Annotated in this window: 14 protein-coding genes; 8 read left to right on the plus strand and 6 right to left on the minus strand. The window is 72.7% G+C overall.

Annotated elements, in window-relative coordinates; translation table 11 throughout:
- Positions 1–65 precede the first annotated feature (65 nt).
- A complete protein-coding gene (locus tag ACP4J0_RS15205) occupies positions 66–2,021 on the minus strand; it encodes a serine/threonine-protein kinase (protein ID WP_426599199.1) in 1,956 nt (651 codons plus the stop codon).
- Between the two features lie 277 nt (positions 2,022–2,298).
- Here ACP4J0_RS15205 and ACP4J0_RS15210 point away from each other — a divergent pair, with 277 nt between their 5' ends.
- From ACP4J0_RS15210 to ACP4J0_RS15220, 3 genes are all read left to right on the plus strand, one after another.
- Positions 2,299–3,654 (plus strand): aspartate aminotransferase family protein, encoded by a 1,356-nt coding sequence (locus tag ACP4J0_RS15210; RefSeq protein WP_426599200.1) that lies wholly within the window; start codon positions 2,299–2,301, stop codon positions 3,652–3,654.
- 112 nt (positions 3,655–3,766) lie between these two features.
- Positions 3,767–4,468, plus strand: coding sequence for a GntR family transcriptional regulator (locus ACP4J0_RS15215; protein ID WP_426556892.1), 702 nt, complete (start codon positions 3,767–3,769; stop codon positions 4,466–4,468).
- 163 nt (positions 4,469–4,631) lie between these two features.
- Entirely contained in the window at positions 4,632–5,282 is a 651-nt protein-coding gene (locus ACP4J0_RS15220; RefSeq protein ID WP_426599201.1) for a hypothetical protein, read from the plus strand.
- Between the two features lie 16 nt (positions 5,283–5,298).
- Here ACP4J0_RS15220 and ACP4J0_RS15225 read toward each other — a convergent pair whose 3' ends face one another.
- From ACP4J0_RS15225 to ACP4J0_RS15235, 3 genes are all read right to left on the minus strand, one after another.
- Entirely contained in the window at positions 5,299–5,589 is a 291-nt protein-coding gene (locus tag ACP4J0_RS15225) for a hypothetical protein (protein WP_426599202.1), read from the minus strand.
- 121 nt (positions 5,590–5,710) lie between these two features.
- Positions 5,711–6,202 carry a DUF3515 family protein gene (locus ACP4J0_RS15230; protein WP_426599203.1) on the minus strand — a complete coding sequence of 164 codons (492 nt, stop codon included), beginning with the start codon at positions 6,200–6,202 and terminating at the stop codon, positions 5,711–5,713.
- Positions 6,203–6,237: 35 nt separating this feature from the next.
- On the minus strand, positions 6,238–7,521 hold the full coding sequence (locus ACP4J0_RS15235; RefSeq protein ID WP_426599204.1) for an adenylosuccinate synthase: 1,284 nt from the start codon (positions 7,519–7,521) through the stop codon (positions 6,238–6,240).
- Between the two features lie 185 nt (positions 7,522–7,706).
- On the opposite strand from ACP4J0_RS15235, the gene ACP4J0_RS15240 reads away from it, so the two are divergent.
- The gene (locus tag ACP4J0_RS15240) at positions 7,707–8,594 is read left to right on the plus strand and encodes a diacylglycerol kinase (protein ID WP_426599205.1); all 888 of its coding nucleotides are present in this window, start codon (positions 7,707–7,709) and stop codon (positions 8,592–8,594) included.
- A 6-nt stretch (positions 8,595–8,600) separates the two neighbouring features.
- Here the strand turns inward: ACP4J0_RS15240 and ACP4J0_RS15245 are convergent, their stop codons facing one another.
- Positions 8,601–9,113 (minus strand): GbsR/MarR family transcriptional regulator, encoded by a 513-nt coding sequence (locus ACP4J0_RS15245; protein WP_426599206.1) that lies wholly within the window; start codon positions 9,111–9,113, stop codon positions 8,601–8,603.
- Positions 9,114–9,186: 73 nt separating this feature from the next.
- Here ACP4J0_RS15245 and ACP4J0_RS15250 point away from each other — a divergent pair, with 73 nt between their 5' ends.
- The 3 genes from ACP4J0_RS15250 (at position 9,187) to ACP4J0_RS15260 (ending at position 12,181) form a co-directional block, all read left to right on the plus strand.
- Entirely contained in the window at positions 9,187–10,131 is a 945-nt protein-coding gene (locus tag ACP4J0_RS15250) for an ATP-binding cassette domain-containing protein (protein ID WP_426599207.1), read from the plus strand.
- Positions 10,128–11,732, plus strand: a complete 1,605-nt coding sequence (locus ACP4J0_RS15255) for an ABC transporter permease (RefSeq protein WP_426599208.1) — start codon at positions 10,128–10,130, stop codon at positions 11,730–11,732. The genes ACP4J0_RS15250 and ACP4J0_RS15255 overlap by 4 nt, the downstream gene beginning before the upstream one ends.
- Positions 11,733–11,917: 185 nt before the next feature.
- Positions 11,918–12,181: a hypothetical protein gene (locus ACP4J0_RS15260; protein WP_426599209.1), complete on the plus strand. Its 264-nt coding sequence runs from the start codon at positions 11,918–11,920 to the stop codon at positions 12,179–12,181.
- Here ACP4J0_RS15260 and ACP4J0_RS15265 read toward each other — a convergent pair.
- Complete coding sequence (locus ACP4J0_RS15265; protein WP_426599210.1) at positions 12,164–13,384, minus strand: cytochrome P450; 1,221 nt, start codon at positions 13,382–13,384, stop codon at positions 12,164–12,166. The genes ACP4J0_RS15260 and ACP4J0_RS15265 overlap by 18 nt on opposite strands.
- A 194-nt stretch (positions 13,385–13,578) precedes the next feature.
- On the opposite strand from ACP4J0_RS15265, the gene ACP4J0_RS15270 reads away from it, so the two are divergent.
- Positions 13,579–14,718, plus strand: coding sequence for an endo-1,4-beta-xylanase (locus ACP4J0_RS15270; RefSeq protein WP_426599211.1), 1,140 nt, complete (start codon positions 13,579–13,581; stop codon positions 14,716–14,718).
- The last annotated feature ends 165 nt before the right edge of the window (positions 14,719–14,883 follow it).

Below are 14,883 nucleotides of genomic sequence, written 5' to 3' on the forward strand. Positions count from 1 at the left end.
ACTGTGCGCCGACGAGGGGGCAACCGGGCCGGTGCGATCGGGCGGCGGTGCGGGCCGCCGGGCGGCTACCGGCGCCGGTAGGTCAGCTTCTCGGCGTTGCCGGTGTTGGTGCGTTCCAGGGTGCCGTTCGGCAGGAGGGTGACCCGGGTGGGGTCACCCGGGCGGCAGGAGGTGGACGGGCCCGCCGTCACCCTGGACGGGCCGATGTCCAGGGGGCCGCCGGGGCCCGGGGCACCGGCCAGGTCGGCCTCGAAGACGCAGTGGTAGGTGCCGTTGCCGGCCGGGCCGTCGGCGACGAGGGACAGGACCGTGTCGCCCACGTCGCCCTGCCGAATGGTCAGCCGCCGGGGGTGGACGCCGGACTCGTTGTCGATGGTCGTCGCCCAGGTGCCCAGGTAGGCCGTCGGGATCGTGCCGTCCTCGGCCGCCGACGACGTGGGCGCCGTCGGCCGGTCGTCCCCGGTCGTCGGCGCCGGGCTGCCCGTACCGGAGCCCGGGTTCTGGGACGCACCCACCGTCGCGGGGCTCGAGCGGTCGTCGTCGGCCCGGTTCGCGCCGTCGCCGTCCCCGCTCATCAGGGCGTAGACCGAGCCTCCGGCGCCCAGCGCGACGACCAGGGCGACCACGATCAGCAGCGCCGTGGACCGGCCTCTTCGGGGCGGCTCGGCGGGCGGGCCGTACGGCGGGGGCCCGTAGGGCGGGGTCGAGCCGAGGCCGCCGTACGGCGGGTGGTACCCGGGAGGCGCGGTCCAGGCCGGGGCCGGGGCGTAACCGTGGGCGGGCGGCTGGGGATACGGGTGGGGGAGGGGCTGCGGCTGGGGCTGGGGGTGTTGCGGGTGGCCGTGGGCGGGCGGAGGGGCCGGGGGGCTCTGGCCCGCGACCAGGGTGGGGAGGTGGTTCAGCGGGGCGCCGCTGCCCGGCTCACGCGGTGGCGGCGGGCCCCCGTCCGGCGGCGCCGTGCCCGGTTCGGGCCCCGGGGACCGGTCCTGGGGCCGGAGCGGGTTCCGGAACGGGAGCGGGCCCGCGTCCGCGTCCGGAGCGTCCCGCTCCGGGCCGGCCGCCGCGTCGTCGCCCCCGGCGGCCCCGGCCGCGCCCAGTGAATGCGGGTTCTCCGTGTCCAGCAGCAGCACCGCGTGCCGGCCGAGCTGGGCCACCAGCACGCCGGGCAGCCAGGGGTCACGGGAACGGCCGTCGGCGACCGTGTCGTGCGCCCCCGTGCGCTCCAGGACCTCGGCGAAGGCGGGCCGTGCGGCGGGGTCCTTCCTCAGGCAGTCGCGGACGAGGTCGGCGATGCCCTCGGGCACCCCCTCCAGGTCGGGTTCCTCCTGCGCGATGCGGAACATCAGCGCGTGCACGCCGCTGTCGGTGGTGCCGAAGGGCAGCTTGCCGGTGGCCGCGTAGGCGAGGACCGAGCCGAGGCAGAAGACGTCGCACGCGGGCGTGACGCGGTCGCCGCGCACCTGCTCGGGCGCCATGAAACCGGGCGAGCCGACGAGCGCGCCGGTGCGGGTCAGCCCGCCCTCGGTGACCGTCTCCAGGGCCCGCGCGATGCCGAAGTCGATGACCCGGGGGCCGTCGATGGTGACGAGCACGTTGGACGGCTTGAGGTCCCGGTGGATGATCCCGGCGGCGTGGATGTCCTGGAGGGCGTGGGCGAGCCCGGCCGCCAGGGTCCGTACCGAGCGCTCGGGCAGGGCGCCGTGGTCGTGCCCCACGACCTGCTGGAGGCTGGGGCCCGCGACGTACCCGGTGGCGACCCACGGGACGGCGGCCTCGGTGTCGGCGTCCAGCACGGGCGCCGTCCAGTACCCGCCGACCCGCCGCGCGGACCCGACCTCCTGCCGGAACCGCTCCCGGAACTCCTCCCGCGCGGCCAGCTCCTCGCGGACCAGCTTGACGGCGACCGTGCGTCCGCGGTCCGAACGGGCCAGATAGACCTGGCCCATGCCGCCCGCGCCGAGCCGGCCCAGCAGTCGATAAGCGCCGATGTGCCGCGGGTCCCCGACCCCGAGCTTCTCCATGTCGCGCCGCCTTCCCCCGCACGTGAACCCACGTGAGCAACACCACAACGATAGTGCGGGGCGGCCGTTCGGTGAGCCGGTCCGGTTCTACGGTTCCGTAACAGGCGGGCCGAGGGAGCCCAGCACCTTCGACAGGCGTTCGAGGGCCTCGACCGCCTCCGCCGGCGCCGCCTCGGACGCTCCCGCCCGGTACGTGGACAACCTGTCGCGGAAAGCCCTCGACCGCAGACAGGACGCCGATTCCGTTTCCGCATCGCGGACACCTACCCTCGGCCGCATGACCCCTCAGCCCAACCCCCAGGCCGGCGCCGCCGTGAAGGCCGCGGACCGCGCGCACGTCTTCCACTCCTGGTCCGCGCAGGAGCTCATCGACCCGCTCGCCGTCGCCGGCGCCGAGGGGTCGTACTTCTGGGACTACGAAGGCAGGCGCTACCTCGACCTCGCCAGCGGGCTCGTCTACACCAACATCGGCTACCAGCACCCCAAGGTCGTCGCCGCGATCCAGGAGCAGGCGGCACGGATGACGACGTTCGCGCCCGCGTTCGCCGTCGAGGCGCGCTCGGAGGCGGCGCGGCTGATCGCCGAGCGGACACCCGGCGACCTGGACAAGATCTTCTTCACCAACGGCGGCGCCGACGCCGTGGAGCACGCCGTGCGCATGTCGCGGCTGCACACCGGGCGGCCGAAGGTGCTGTCGGTGTACCGCTCGTACCACGGCGGCACCCAGCAGGCGATCAACCTCACCGGCGACCCGCGCCGCTGGGCCTCGGACAGCGGCGCGGCCGGCACCGTGCACTTCTGGGCACCCTTCCTGTACCGCTCGCGCTTCTACGCCGAGACCGAGGAGCAGGAGTGCGCGCGGGCGCTGGAGCACCTGGAGACGACGATCGCGTTCGAGGGGCCGGGGACCGTCGCCGCGGTCGTCCTGGAGACGATCCCGGGCACGGCGGGGATCATGACGCCGCCGGCCGGCTACCTGGCCGGGGTCCGCGAGATCTGCGACAAGTACGGGATCGTGTTCGTCCTGGACGAGGTCATGGCCGGGTTCGGGCGGACCGGCACGTGGTTCGCGGCCGACCTGTACGACGTCGTGCCCGACCTGATGACCTTCGCCAAGGGCGTGAACTCGGGCTACGTCCCGCTGGGCGGCGTCGCGATCTCCGCGCGGATCGCCGAGACGTTCGCCGAGCGGCCCTACCCCGGCGGGCTGACCTACTCCGGGCACCCGCTGGCCTGCGCCGCGGCCGTCGCCACGATCAACGTGATGGCGGAGGAGGGCATCGTCGAGCACGCCGCCCGGCTCGGGGCAGAGGTCGTCGGGCCGGCCCTGCGGGAGCTGGCCGAACGCCACCCGAGCGTGGGCGAGGTGCGCGGCACCGGCATGTTCTGGGCACTGGAACTGGTGAGGAACCGGGAGACCCGGGAGCCGCTGGTCCCCTACAACGCGACCGGACAGGCCGCCACCCCGATGTCCGCGTTCGCCGCCTCGGCCAAGGCGCACGGCGTGTGGCCGTTCGTGAACATGAACCGGACCCACGTGGTGCCGCCGTGCAACATCTCCGAGGCCGAACTGAAGGAGGGGCTGGCGGCCCTGGACACGGCACTGTCCGTGGCGGACGAGTACACCGAGTAAGAGCCTGCCCGCATACGGGCAGGGAAGGAACCCGAGCGCGTAAGGTGGCGTGCTCGTACGCAGTGGACACGCGTACGAGCACGCCCCGAACGCGACGAGGAGACGCCCGACCATGCCCGGCCCCAGCGGCACCGGTGCCGTCACGCGCAGCACCCTGCGCCAGCAGATCGCCGACGCGCTCCGCGACGAGGTGCTGGCCGGGCGGCTCCAGCCGGGGCAGGAGTTCACGGTCAAGGAGATAGCCGAGCAGTACGGGGTGTCCGCGACGCCCGTGCGCGAGGCCCTGGTCGACCTGTCCGCGCAGGGACTCCTCGACGCCGACCACCACCGCGGCTTCCGCGTGCACGAGTACTCGGTCGACGACTTCCGCGGCATGATCGCGGCCCGCTCCCTCGTCACCGACGGGATGTTCCTCGTCCTCATCGACGACCGCCGGGGCGGCCCGGACCCCGACGACCCGCGGATCGTCGCCGCCCTCGCCGGGGTCCGGCGGCGCGGCGAGGAGGCACAGCGCGCCGCCGCGGCCGGCGACCTGCCCGTCCTCATCGGCTACGACCTGCGGTACTGGCGCGAGCTGGCCGTGCTCTTCGGCAACCGCTACCTCTCCGACTTCCTGCACCGGCTGCGCGTGCAGAGCTGGGTGTGCACGGTGCAGCATCTGCGCCGGCTCAGCGATCTGCGCGGCGCCCTGTGGTCCGGGCACACCGAACTGGTCGACGCCCTCGCCCGCCGAGACGCCGCGGGGGCGCGCTCGCTCGTCGACGCGTACAACGCCCACTCGCTCGCCCTCATCGAGCGACTCGCCCGGCAATGACCGGGGGACGACCGGGGGATGACCAACGCCCGGGGTGTCGTGGTCCGGCCCCAGATGGGTATGGGACCTGCACACAACCCGCGCCAACCCGCGCCGCCCCGTACCGACACCCACCGACTACGCTTCGCTTCGCTGACCACCGTGCTGTGTGAGGAGCCCTCTTTTGGCCTGTGACCTGTGGCTGGTACCGCTCGTCGACGTCTTGTGCCACACGCCGGACAACCCGTTCGCCGAAGAACTCGCGCAATACGACAAGGTGCTCGCCGAGGCCGGACTGCCGCCGGTACCCGTGTACCAGTACATGCCGGGACTCTCCGGCGAGGTCGCGCCGGTGGCCGGATTCGACTACGACGCGCTGCACTTCCTGCGCCGCGCCCACCTGCTCCAGGTGTGCGGGCTGCCGGTGACGCCGGTGGACGAACTCGGCGGCGACTACGAGCAGTTGCTGGAGATGTTCGAGACGACCGCCCAGCAGTCGCACCTGGTCTGGCACTACGACCACGCGGGGGCCTACGTCCCCGTCGACTTCCCGCACCCGCTCGCGAGCGACGAACTCCTCGCGGGCGGCGGCCCCTTGGGCTCCTCGCACACCCTGCTGCGGGAGCTGGAGGCCGTCGGCCCGGCCCTCGGTATCGATCCGGCCAACCCTCCGGCACCACCGCGTCCGCCGCTCGCCCCGACGGAACTGGAGGAACCGGCCGCACCCGTGCCGTACGACTCCGGCCCCTTCGCCCGGGAGCGCCACGTGTGGCTGGGGCTGCACGCGGCGGCCACGCGGAGTCTGGCCCAGGGGTCGATGATCGTCTTCAGCTGACCGGCCGGCCGGCCGGTCAGCGCAGCTGGGAGAGACCCTTCTGCAGGTCGTCCGCGTTCATGACCGGGGACACCTCCACCTCGGCGTTCAGCTCGGCGAAGAACGGCTCACCGATGGCCGGCAGCTCGGAGCTGTCCTGCATGTCGAAGACCATCAGGGCCGTCCGCCGGCCACCGAGGGGACCGAAGTAGGCGGCCTCCGGCTTGACGTGGTCGAGCGTCCGGCTGATCAGCTCGGTCAACTTCCCGCTGCGGATGGCCTCGTTCGACTTCTCCGTGTCCAGCGTCGCCTTGAGCAGCACGCGCATCGCACTCACCTTCTCCTGCCGACGCGACGTGTACAGCCTCAGCCTATGCCCGTGATGTCCGGTTCGCCCAGGTGCTCCGGCCCCGTGACCGCTCCCGCGCCCGGCGAAGAAGGCCCAACGGCTACAGGACGACGTCGGCGTCCTGGAGCCCGACGCACTTGCGCTTCTGCGGGAGCCACTCGACAGCGGGTTCCAGCGCGGTGAGGACGCCGCCCACCTCCTCGCGCGGCCCGGTGTACGTGAACTCGACGGCCGGGGAGCGCCCGTACGTCCGCAGCACGCTCACGCCGTCGCGCTTGAGCCGCTCCTCGTCCAGGACCCAGTCGACACCGTCGACGGTGACGCAGAGATTGATGTTCGGCGGCAGTTCCTCGGCGCCGCAGCGAAACACCGCCTTCTGTCCGCCCCAGGAGGCGACGCCTTCGCCGAGGGCCCAGTCGCGCGTGGCGCCGGGTATGTCGTCGGGGAGGCGGTCGACGACCGTGTCGCACTTGGCGTCGTCCGCGTGCGGGGCGGCGGAGACGCGGTGGCTGTCGACGTAGAGGAGCCCGCCGGTGACGGCGACGACCGCGACGGTCAGCCAGATCCACATCCGGGTGGTGGGCTTCCGCATGTTCCGATCCGCTCCGCGCTGTCCGCCCGCCGTTCCTACAGGAACGAGTTGATCTCGATCGTCTCGTCCCGGCCCGGGCCCACGCCGATCGCGGAGATCGGGGCGCCGGACATCTCCTCCAGCGCCTTGACGTACGCCTGGGCGTTCTTCGGCAGCTCGGCGAAGGTCTTCGCCTTGCTGATGTCCTCGCTCCAGCCCGGCAGCATCTCGTAGACCGGCTTCGCGTGGTGGAAGTCGGACTGCGAGTACGGCAGCTCCTCGACGCGCTTGCCGTCGATCTCGTACGCCACGCAGACCGGGATCTGCTCCCAGCCGGTGAGGACGTCGAGCTTGGTGAGGAAGAAGTCGGTGAGGCCGTTGACGCGGGTCGCGTAACGGGCGATCACCGCGTCGAACCAGCCGCAGCGGCGGTCGCGGCCGGTGGTGACACCGCGCTCGCCGCCGATGCGGCGCAGCGCCTCGCCGTCCTCGTCGAACAGCTCCGTCGGGAACGGTCCGGCGCCGACACGGGTCGTGTACGCCTTCAGGATGCCGATGACCCGGCTGATCTTCGTCGGGCCGACGCCGGCGCCCGTGCAGGCACCGCCCGCGGTCGGGTTCGACGAGGTGACGAAGGGGTACGTGCCGTGGTCGATGTCGAGCAGCGTGCCCTGGCCGCCCTCGAAGAGGACCACCTTGTCGTCGTCGAGGGCCTGGTTGAGGACCAGGACGGTGTCGGCGACGTACGGGCGGAGCTTGTCCGCGTAGCCCAGCAGCTCCTCGACCACCTGGCCCGTGGCGATCGCACGGCGGTTGTAGAGCTTGGTGAGCATCTGGTTCTTGGCGTCGAGCGCCGCCTCGACCTTCTGGGTGAGGATCGACTCGTCGTAGAGGTCCTGGACGCGGATGCCCACACGGTTGATCTTGTCGGCATAGGTCGGACCGATGCCGCGGCCGGTGGTGCCGATCTTGCGCTTGCCGAGGAAGCGTTCCGTCACCTTGTCGACGGTCACGTTGTACGGCGTGATGATGTGCGCGTTACCGCTGATCAGGAGCTTGGACGTGTCGACGCCGCGCTCGTTCAGCCCGCTCAGCTCGGAGAACAGGACCGACGGGTCGACAACGACGCCGTTACCGATGACCGGCGTACAGCCGGGAGACAGGATTCCGGAAGGGAGCAGGTGGAGGGCGTACTTCTGGTCGCCCACGACTACCGTGTGGCCGGCGTTGTTGCCGCCTTGGTAGCGCACCACATAGTCGACGGAACCACCGAGCAGGTCCGTCGCCTTTCCCTTGCCTTCGTCACCCCACTGAGCACCGAGCAGCACAAGTGCGGGCACGCGCGTACACCCCTTCCGGGCGGGGCATGTCCAAGGTCGAGGGCGTACGCGGTGGGTTTCCGCCACGTACACCGCGACCGTCGTTGGCCGCCAACCGTCGGACCGGATGCCCCGGAATAGACGAAGCCCCTGGCGCAATAGCGCAAGGGGCTCTTGCACAAGGATGCTACCCGAGGAAGCGAGGCATGGCCGAGGTGGCGACTTCCGCGACATCTTCCGGAACATCTTCCGCGGTGCCCGATCAGCTCCTGGTGGTCGTCGATCCGGCCGCCCGGCGGACGGACGGAGAGTCCGTCCGGATCGCGAAAGACGTGCTCAGCGCGGGTGCGGCGAGCACGAAGGTGTGTCTGCCGGACGGTCCGGAGGAGTTCGCCCGGGCGCTGCGGCGAAGGGGTTCGCGACGGCCCGTCGTGATCGGTGACGACCGCGCGCTGCTGCGGGCCGTCACCCTGCTGCACCGGCAGCGGGAGCTGGCGGACTGCGCGCTGTCGGTGGTGCCGGTGGGGGCGGTCCTGGGCCTCACCCGGGCGCTCGGTCTGCCGTCGGGCGCGGTCGCGGCGGCGCGGGCGGTGCTGGACGGGGCGGAACGCCGCCTCGACCTGCTCGTCGACGACAGTGACGGGGTGGTCCTGGGGGCGGTGGCGATCCCGCCGGTCCCGGCACACGAGGGTGCGCAGGCGGGGCCGGGCGCGCCGGCCCACCCCTGGCTGCGGACCTGCCAGTCCCTCGTGCGGACGCTGGCGTCCTCACGGCCGGCCAGGATCACGGCACCCCTGGGGGCGGCCGGTCCGGCGCGGCTGCGGGTGGAGGTCGACGGGGTGACACTGGTCGACCTGGACCAGCCGGTCGAGGCGGTGTCGCTGGTGCCGGGCGCCGGCGGGGTGGCCGAGGTGGAGGTGCGGCCGCTGTCGGTGGGCGCGGAGTCGTCGCCGCTGACGGCACGGGGGCGGACGGTGACCGTGTCGGGGGCGCACTTCCGGTACCGGGCCGACGCGGTGGTGTCGGGGCCGGTGGGGACGCGGACGTGGACGGTGCGGGAGGGGGCGTGGGGGCTGACGCTGCCGGCGAGGTAGGGCCGGTCACCCTCGGCGCCGCCCGAACCGCTCCTCCCGGTGCACGCGCCAGCGCTCCATCATCGCGGCGATCTCACCGTCGACGAACTCGAAGAAGGCGAGCGTCTCGGCCATGCGGCGCCCCGCCGGGGTCTCGGCGCCGAGGCTGGCGACGCCTTCGCGCAGCGCGCTCCCCCAGCTCTTCAGGACGGCCTCGCGGTTGGTGAGCGCCTCGTACCACTGGTCGCTGTGCACCCGGTACCGCTCCCGGCGTGAGCCCGGTTCCCGCTCGCGCGCGACCATGTGCTGCTGCGAGAGGTAGCGCACGGCCCCGGAGACGGCGGCGGGGCTGACCTGGAGCTGCTCGCCCAGTTCCGCCGAGGTCAGCGAGCCCGAGTCGGAGGCCAGCAGCGCGGCGAAGACCCGGGCCGGCATGCGCTGCATCCCGGCCTCGACGAGCCGGGCGGCGAAGCCCTCCACGAACTTCGACACCGCCTCGGGGTCGCGATCCCGTTCCACCGGCTCCGTTGCTTCCCTCATCCTTCGATCATCCCTCACATCCTGACGCTTCCTTAACTTCACAAATTTCTGAAGGAAGCGTACTTTCGGAATCATGACGAAGGCCATCAGTGTCTCCGGGCTCCACAAGTCGTTCGGCCGGACGCACGCGCTGGACGGGCTCGACCTGGCCGTCGAGACCGGCGAGGTGCACGGCTTCCTCGGCCCCAACGGCGCCGGCAAGTCCACCACCATCCGCGTCCTGCTCGGCCTGCTGCGCGCCGACTCGGGCGCCGCGCAGGTACTCGGCCGCGACCCGTGGGCGGACGCGGTGGAGGCGCACCGCCGGATCGCGTACGTCCCCGGCGACGTGACCCTGTGGCGCAACCTCTCCGGCGGCGAGGTCATCGACCTCTACGGCCGGCTGCGGGGAGGCCTGGACACCGGGCGCCGGGCCGAGCTGATCGAGCGGTTCGAACTCGACCCGACCAAGAAGGGCCGCACCTACTCCAAGGGCAACCGGCAGAAGGTGGCCCTGGTGGCCGCCTTCGCCTCCGACGTCGACCTGCTGATCCTCGACGAGCCCACCTCGGGACTGGACCCGCTGATGGAGGGGGTCTTCCGCAGGTGCGTGGAGGAGGAACGCGAGCGCGGGCGGACGGTCCTGCTCTCCTCCCACATCCTCGGCGAGGTCGAGGAGCTGTGCGACCGGGTCAGCATCATCCGCAAGGGGCGGACCGTCGAGAGCGGCTCGCTCGCCGACCTGCGCCACCTGACGCGGACCAGCGTGAGCGCCGAACTCGCGGGCGTCCCGAGCGGGCTGGAGCTGCTGCCCGGCGTGCACGACCTCGAGGTCCGGGGCCACCGCGTCCGGCTGCAGGTCGACACCGACGGGCTGGACGCCGTACTCAGGTCGCTGAGCGAGTCGGGCGTGCGGTCGCTGACGTCGACGCCGCCGACGCTGGAGGAGCTGTTCCTGCGGCACTACCGGACGGACGTGGCCGGCGAGGCCGCCGAGCCCGCCGATCCCGATGAGGCCGGCGAGGTGACGGTCCGATGAGCGCCGCGGCCTCCTTCGGGGTACGGACGGGCGGCGCGCGGCCACTCGCCGGCACCGGCACGCTGCTGCGCTTCGCCCTGCGCCGCGACCGGGTGCTGATCCCGGTATGGACCGCGGTGAACGCGCTGATGGTCCTCTCCATGCCCGGAACCATCGAGGGCCTGTACGGCACCGCCGCCGAACGCGCCGACCTGATGCGGCAGATGGAGACCAACTCCTCGCTGCGCGCGATGGTCGGCCCCGTCTTCGACGACTCCCTCGGCGCGCTCACGGCCTGGCGCGTCGGTGTGTACGCCGCCGCGCTCGCCGCCGTGACGAGCCTGCTGATCCTCGTACGGCACACCCGTGACGAGGAGGAGAGCGGCCGGCAGGAGCTGGTCGCCTCCGGGATGGTGGGCCGCCGGGCCCCGCTGACGGCGGCCCTGCTCACGGCGGCCGTCGCCAACGGTGTCCTCGCGCTGCTGGTGATCGCCGGGCTGGCCGGGCAGGGAGCGGCCGGCGCGGTGGCCCTCGGGCTCGGGATCGCGGGCGTCGGGATGCTCTTCGCGACCATGGCGGCGATCGTCGCCCAGCTGACCGAGAGCGCCCGGCAGGCCCGGGGGCTGACGGCGGCGGTGCTGGGCGGGGCGTTCGTGCTGCGCGCGGCGGGCGACTCGGCGAGGGCCGACGGTTCGTCCGTACTGACGTGGTTGTCACCGCTGGGCTGGCTGGAGAACCTGCGGGCCTTCGCGGCCGAGCGGTGGTGGGTGCTGCCGCTGATCGCCGGTGTGGCGGTGGTGCAGGGCGCGGTCGCCTACGAGCTGGCCGGACGCCGGGACCTCGGCATGAGCTTCCTGCCGACCCGGCCCGGACCCGCCGCCGGGCGCCTGCGCACGGCCGGTGCGCTGGCCTGGCGCCTGCAGCGGGGCAGCGTGCTCGGCTGGAGCGCCGGCTTCCTCGTCGCCGGGACCGTCTACGGGTCGATGACCGAGGGCGCGGCCGACCTGGTCGGGGACAACGAGCAGGCCCGCGACATCATCGAGCGGATGGGCGGGCAGGCCGGGCTGACCGACTCGTTCGTCTCGGCGATGGTCGGGATGCTCGGGCTGGTCGCCGCGCTGTACGTGGTCGCGTCGGTGCTGCGGCTGCACGGCGAGGAGACGTCCGGGCGGGCGGAACCGGTGCTCGCGGCCGCGGTGGGACGGCTGCGGTGGGCCGCGGGCCACCTGGTGATCGCCTTCGGGGGCGCGGCACTCGTCATGCTGCTCGCCGGGGCCGGATTCGCGCTCGGGTACGGCCGGGACGCCGGGGCGATCCTGGGTGCGTGCCTGGTGCAGGTGCCGGCGGTGTGGGTGATCGGCGGGGCGGCGGTGCTGCTGCACGGAGTGCTGCCGCGCGGTGCCGTGGCCGCGTGGGGCGTCGCGGGGGCCGTGCTGCTGCTCGGCTGGGTCGGGCCGGCGCTGGACGTGCCGCAGCGGGTGCTGGAGGTGTCGCCGTACGGGCACCTGCCGAAGTTGCCGGGCGGGGAGATGAGCTGGGCGCCGGTGCTGGTGCTGACGTCGATCGCCGTGGTGCTGGTGGCGGTGGGACTGGCGGGGTTGCGGCGGCGGGACGTGACGTGACCTGTCGTGACGTGCCGACCTGCCGTGGTGTGGCGTGGCCTGTCCTGCCGCGACCTGCCGTGCTGTGACGTGGCCTGTCGCGCCGTAGCGGGCGGTGATCAGCCCACGGCCCGCCTCACGGGTGAGCCCGGGCCCGGGCGGCGGTGCCGGAAACCGGGCAGGGCGCCCGGGGCGTCCTGATGGCCATGGGACGACGGAGTGACGCGGTGACCTGCGGTGGGTGTCTGGTGTCGGCGGTGGGAGCCGCGGGGGCGGTGCTCGCCTGGGGGACGTCGGACCGCACCCGGCGGCACCTCGGTCACGCCTTCGAGAACAACGGCATGGACCTCGGCGTCCTCTTCACCGAACTGCCCTTCGTCTTCCTCGGCGGAGCCGTCGCGCCGGCCGCGGTCTGGGCGCTGGGCGCCTGGCTGCTGGGACGGCGCCGGCGCTCAGACCTCCACTCGTAGCTCCCTCAGCCCCCGCATCACGAAGTTCGGCTTCCGCTCCGGCTCCGCCGCCAGGCGCAGCGCCGGGGCCTTCTCCAGCAGGGCCGTCATGGACGCCGCCAGCTCGATGCGGGCCAGTGGGGCGCCGATGCAGTAGTGGACGCCGGCGCTGAAGGAGACGTGGGGGTTGTCGCGGCGGGTGAGGTCGAGGCGGTCCGGGGCGGTGAAGACCGCCGGGTCGTGGTTGGCGGAGCCGAACAGCATCGCGATCTCCGCGCCGCGCGGGAGGGTCGTCCCGTCGATCTCTATCTCGTCCAGCACCCAGCGTTCGAAGAGCTGGAGCGGGGTGTCGTAGCGCATCAGCTCCTCGACGGCGGACGGGACGAGGGAGTGGTCGGCGCGCAGGGCCGCCAGCTGGTCCGGGTTGCGGAAGAGGGCCAGCCAGCCGTTGGTCGTGGCGTTCACCGTGGCCTCGTGACCGGCGTTCAGGAGCAGCACGCAGGTCGAGATCATCTCCTGCTCGGTGAGCCGGTCGTCGTCCTCGTCGTGGGCCGCGATCAGGCCCGAGACCAGATCGTCGCCGGGCTCCCTGCGACGGGCCGCGATCAGTCCGCGCAGGTACTCCGAGAAGTCGAGCGACGCGCGGACCGCCTTCGCCGCCGTCTCCTCGGACGGGTTCAGCTCGTACATCCCGCAGATCTCCGCCGACCAGGGGCGCAGCGGGGCGCGGTCGGACTCCGGGATGCCCAGCATCTCGGCGATCACGGCGACCGGGAGCGGTTCGGCCACGTCCCGCAGCAGGTCGCCGCCGCCCGCCGCCACCAGCCGGGACACCAGGTCGTCCGCCAGCGCGCGCACGTACGGCTTCAGCCGCTCCACCGTGCGCGGCGTGAACGCCTTCGACACCAGGCGCCGGATACGGGTGTGGTCCGGCGGTTCCAGATCCAGCATCCCGTGGTCGTTGAGCGTGTGGAACGGCTCCTGCTCCGGCGGGGGCGCGGTGCGGCCGAACTCCTCGTGCGTGAACCGGTGCCGGTACGTCCGGCCCAGACGGCGGTCGCGCAGCAGCGCCGACACGTCCGCGTGGTGCGGGACCAGCCACTGGTCGCTCGGCTCGTAGTAGAGCACGCGCCCCCGGGCCCGCAGGTCGGCGAAGGCAGGGTACGGGTCGGCGACGAACGCCGGGTCCCACGGGTCGAAGGCGAGGTCGGATGCTGCCGTCATGGACGGACAGTAAGACCTCGACCGGCCCTGTGCCCAGAGGTCCGCCCGTACGTGAGCCGCGTAGCGCGGACCGGGCCCGCCCGGCGCCCGCGTGCAGGGGTCTTGACCTCGCGCCGCCGGAGGCCTAGCTTCCTTCACCAATGTTTCGGAACGACCTTCGAAACTTTCGAAGCACGACGGAATGAGACTCCCGCATGAGATCCGTTCGTTTCGCCACCGCGACCCTCGCCGCTGCCGCCCTGTCGTTGCCGCTGGTAGCGGGGGTGGCCACGGCCGACCCGGCAGCCGGCCGACACCCCGCACCGCACTCCCACGCCAAGTTCGACCGACTGCGCGAGGCCGCCCCCGACGGCTTCTACGTGGGCACCGCCGTGGCGGGCGGCGGCCACCACCTGGAGCAGGACTACCCGGACCCGTTCACCTCGGACAAGAAGTACCGGAAGATCCTCGCGCGCCAGTTCAGCTCGGTCTCCCCCGAGAACCAGATGAAGTGGGAGTTCCTCCACCCGGAGCGCGACCGGTACGACTTCGCGGCGGCGGACGCCATCGTCGAGTTCGCCGAACGCCACGATCAGGTCGTACGCGGTCACACGCTGCTGTGGCACAGCCAGAACCCGCAGTGGCTGGAGCAGGGCGACTTCTCCGACGAGGAGCTGCGCGCGATCCTGCGCGAGCACATCACCACCGTCGTCGGCCGGTACGCCGGCCGGATCCAGCAGTGGGACGTCGCGAACGAGATCTTCGACGACCAGGGCAGGCTCCGCACGCAGGACAACATCTGGATCCGCGAGCTCGGCCCCGGCATCGTCGCGGACGCCTTCCGCTGGGCGCACGAGGCCGACCCGAAGGCGAAGCTGTTCTTCAACGACTACGGCGTCGAGAGCGTCAACGCCAAGAGCGGCGCCTACTACGCCCTCACCCAGGACCTGCTCCAGCAGGGCGTGCCGGTGCACGGCTTCTCCGTACAGGCGCACCTGAGCACGCGGTACGGCTTCCCGGGGGACCTGGAGACCAACCTGAAGCGCTTCGACGCGCTGGGCCTGGAAACCGCCGTCACCGAGCTGGACGTACGGATGGACCTGCCGGCCGGCGGTGTGCCGACCGCCGCGCAGCAGAAGCAGCAGGCCGACTACTACCAGCGGGCACTGTCGGCCTGCCTGGCCGTCGAGGACTGCAACTCGTTCACCATCTGGGGCTTCACCGACAAGTACTCATGGGTGCCGGTGTTCTTCGAGGGCGAGGGGTCCGCGACGGTCATGACCCACGACTTCCGCCGCAAGCCCGCCTTCCACGCCCTGCGGCACACCTTGAAGGCGGCGGCACGCAACCACTGACCACCGCTGTCCGCCGCGCTGTCCGCCGCGGGGCCCATCGCCCCACACCCCGCGGCGGAGACCGCCGCGAAGGAGAGGGCGGGGACGGAGGGGGAGGCGCGAGTGGGGGCCCTGGAGTCGCGCATGGCCATGCAGGTGGGGAGGGCGGCAATCCCGACGCAGGTG

The sequence above is a fragment of the Streptomyces sp. WG7 genome, from assembly GCF_049975785.1.
Classification (GTDB): domain Bacteria; phylum Actinomycetota; class Actinomycetes; order Streptomycetales; family Streptomycetaceae; genus Streptomyces.

Excerpts from the sequence above, each read along its gene's own strand:
- ACP4J0_RS15205 (WP_426599199.1), bottom strand. The coding sequence starts at position 2,021 with ATGGAGAAGCTCGGGGTCGGGGACCCGCGGCACATCGGCGCTTATCGA.
- ACP4J0_RS15210 (WP_426599200.1), top strand. The coding sequence starts at position 2,299 with ATGACCCCTCAGCCCAACCCCCAGGCCGGCGCCGCCGTGAAGGCCGCG.
- ACP4J0_RS15215 (WP_426556892.1), top strand. The coding sequence starts at position 3,767 with ATGCCCGGCCCCAGCGGCACCGGTGCCGTCACGCGCAGCACCCTGCGC.
- ACP4J0_RS15225 (WP_426599202.1), bottom strand. The coding sequence starts at position 5,589 with ATGCGCGTGCTGCTCAAGGCGACGCTGGACACGGAGAAGTCGAACGAG.
- ACP4J0_RS15230 (WP_426599203.1), bottom strand. The coding sequence starts at position 6,202 with ATGCGGAAGCCCACCACCCGGATGTGGATCTGGCTGACCGTCGCGGTC.
- ACP4J0_RS15240 (WP_426599205.1), top strand. The coding sequence starts at position 7,707 with ATGGCCGAGGTGGCGACTTCCGCGACATCTTCCGGAACATCTTCCGCG.
- ACP4J0_RS15245 (WP_426599206.1), bottom strand. The coding sequence starts at position 9,113 with ATGAGGGAAGCAACGGAGCCGGTGGAACGGGATCGCGACCCCGAGGCG.
- ACP4J0_RS15250 (WP_426599207.1), top strand. The coding sequence starts at position 9,187 with ATGACGAAGGCCATCAGTGTCTCCGGGCTCCACAAGTCGTTCGGCCGG.
- ACP4J0_RS15255 (WP_426599208.1), top strand. The coding sequence starts at position 10,128 with ATGAGCGCCGCGGCCTCCTTCGGGGTACGGACGGGCGGCGCGCGGCCA.
- ACP4J0_RS15260 (WP_426599209.1), top strand. The coding sequence starts at position 11,918 with ATGGGACGACGGAGTGACGCGGTGACCTGCGGTGGGTGTCTGGTGTCG.
- ACP4J0_RS15265 (WP_426599210.1), bottom strand. The coding sequence starts at position 13,384 with ATGACGGCAGCATCCGACCTCGCCTTCGACCCGTGGGACCCGGCGTTC.
- ACP4J0_RS15270 (WP_426599211.1), top strand. The coding sequence starts at position 13,579 with ATGAGATCCGTTCGTTTCGCCACCGCGACCCTCGCCGCTGCCGCCCTG.